Source organism: Psychrobacter sp. AOP31-B2-9 (assembly GCF_052378005.1).
Taxonomy (GTDB): domain Bacteria; phylum Pseudomonadota; class Gammaproteobacteria; order Pseudomonadales; family Moraxellaceae; genus Psychrobacter.
Map to the genome: position 1 here is coordinate 1 of NZ_JBQSXG010000264.1, position 1,468 is coordinate 1,468.

General features: G+C 50.5%; 1 pseudogene. It reads left to right on the top strand.

From position 1 onward, the window contains the following. Positions 1 to 65: 65 nt before the first annotated feature. Positions 66 to 1,468: pseudogene (locus ACT3SX_RS15035) on the top strand (IS3 family transposase); the annotation flags it as partial.

Genomic DNA, 1,468 nt, shown 5'->3' on the forward strand with positions numbered 1-1,468 from the left:
CCCCCTATGGCAGGATAGTTGTCACCCCTAAATAATAATTCCAAAGGGGACAATGAGGACACATCATGCCACGATATAGCGAAGAACGTAAACAGGCTATACTCAGCAAACTGCTACCCCCGCTGAGCCTAAGTGTTGCCGAGGTTTCAAGAAGTGAAGGCATCGGATTACAGACCCTGTATAATTGGCGTGCCCAAGCTAGAGAACAAGGTCACCCCATGCCATCGAACCATAAAACCCCTGATGACTGGTCAAGCGAAACCAAGCTTGCCACCATTATAGAGACGGCCACCCTAAGCGAGAGTGAACTTAGCGAATACTGCCGCAGCAAAGGCCTATATGTTGAGCAAATCAAAGCGTGGCGTACTGACGCCTTACAAGGCTTTAGCAGCAGCAAACAACAAAGCCTGAAAGACAAGCGTCAGCAGCAGAGCGATCGCAAACAGATCAAACAACTCACCCGAGAGCTTGCTCGAAAAGAAAAGGCTTTAGCTGAAACTGCCGCCTTACTGGTATTGCGAAAAAAGTTGGAAGCGTTTTGGGAGGAGCACGAGGACGACTGACCTTGCTCCCTAAGCGCAAGCAATACATAGACTGGATACAAGAGGCCAATCACTCAGGAGCCAGACTTAACCTTGCCTGTATTGAAGTTGGCATTAGCATCCGCACCTATCGGCGCTGGTACCGCGCAGGTCACGTGAATGGTGATAAACGGTGTGACGTCGTGCGCCAAGCTCCTAAGAATAAACTGAGCGCCTCTGAACAAGCCGCCATTATTGCCGTGTGCAATCAGCCCCGCTTTGCCAGTCTGCCGCCCACCCAAATTGTACCGACCCTGCTTGATGAGGGGATATATCATGGCTCAGAGTCTACCTTTTATCGGGTGCTGAGGCAGCATGAGCAATTGGCTCACCGCGGTCGTGCACTTGCCCCTAAAGCCTCAAGCGCCCCAAAGACCTTTACTGCCACTGGCCCTTGCCAAGTGTTCTGCTGGGATATCACCTATCTGCCAAGTCCGGTACGGGGTCAGTTCTATTATTTGTACATGATAGAGGATGTCTATAGCCGTAAAATTGTTGGCTGGGAGGTTTATGACCACGAGTCAGGTGTACTGGCAGCTCAGCTGCTTGAGCGTACTTTAATCAGTGAGAATGCATTGCACACTGGGGTGGTGCTACACTCAGACAATGGGGCACCGATGAAAGCTCAAACCATGCGCATGAAAGCGTATGAGCTTGGGGTACTCACCTCTTACAGCAGACCGCGTGTCAGTAATGACAACCCGTTTGCAGAGTCTTTATTTAAAACCTGCAAGTATCGCCCTAATTGGCCTATCGATGGCTTTAAGAGCTTAGATGCGGCAAGACGATGGATGCTGAGCTTCACGCGCTGGTACAACAATGAGCATAAGCACAGTCAGCTGAACTTTGTGACGCCCAATCAGCGCCATACGGGTGAGGATAAGGAA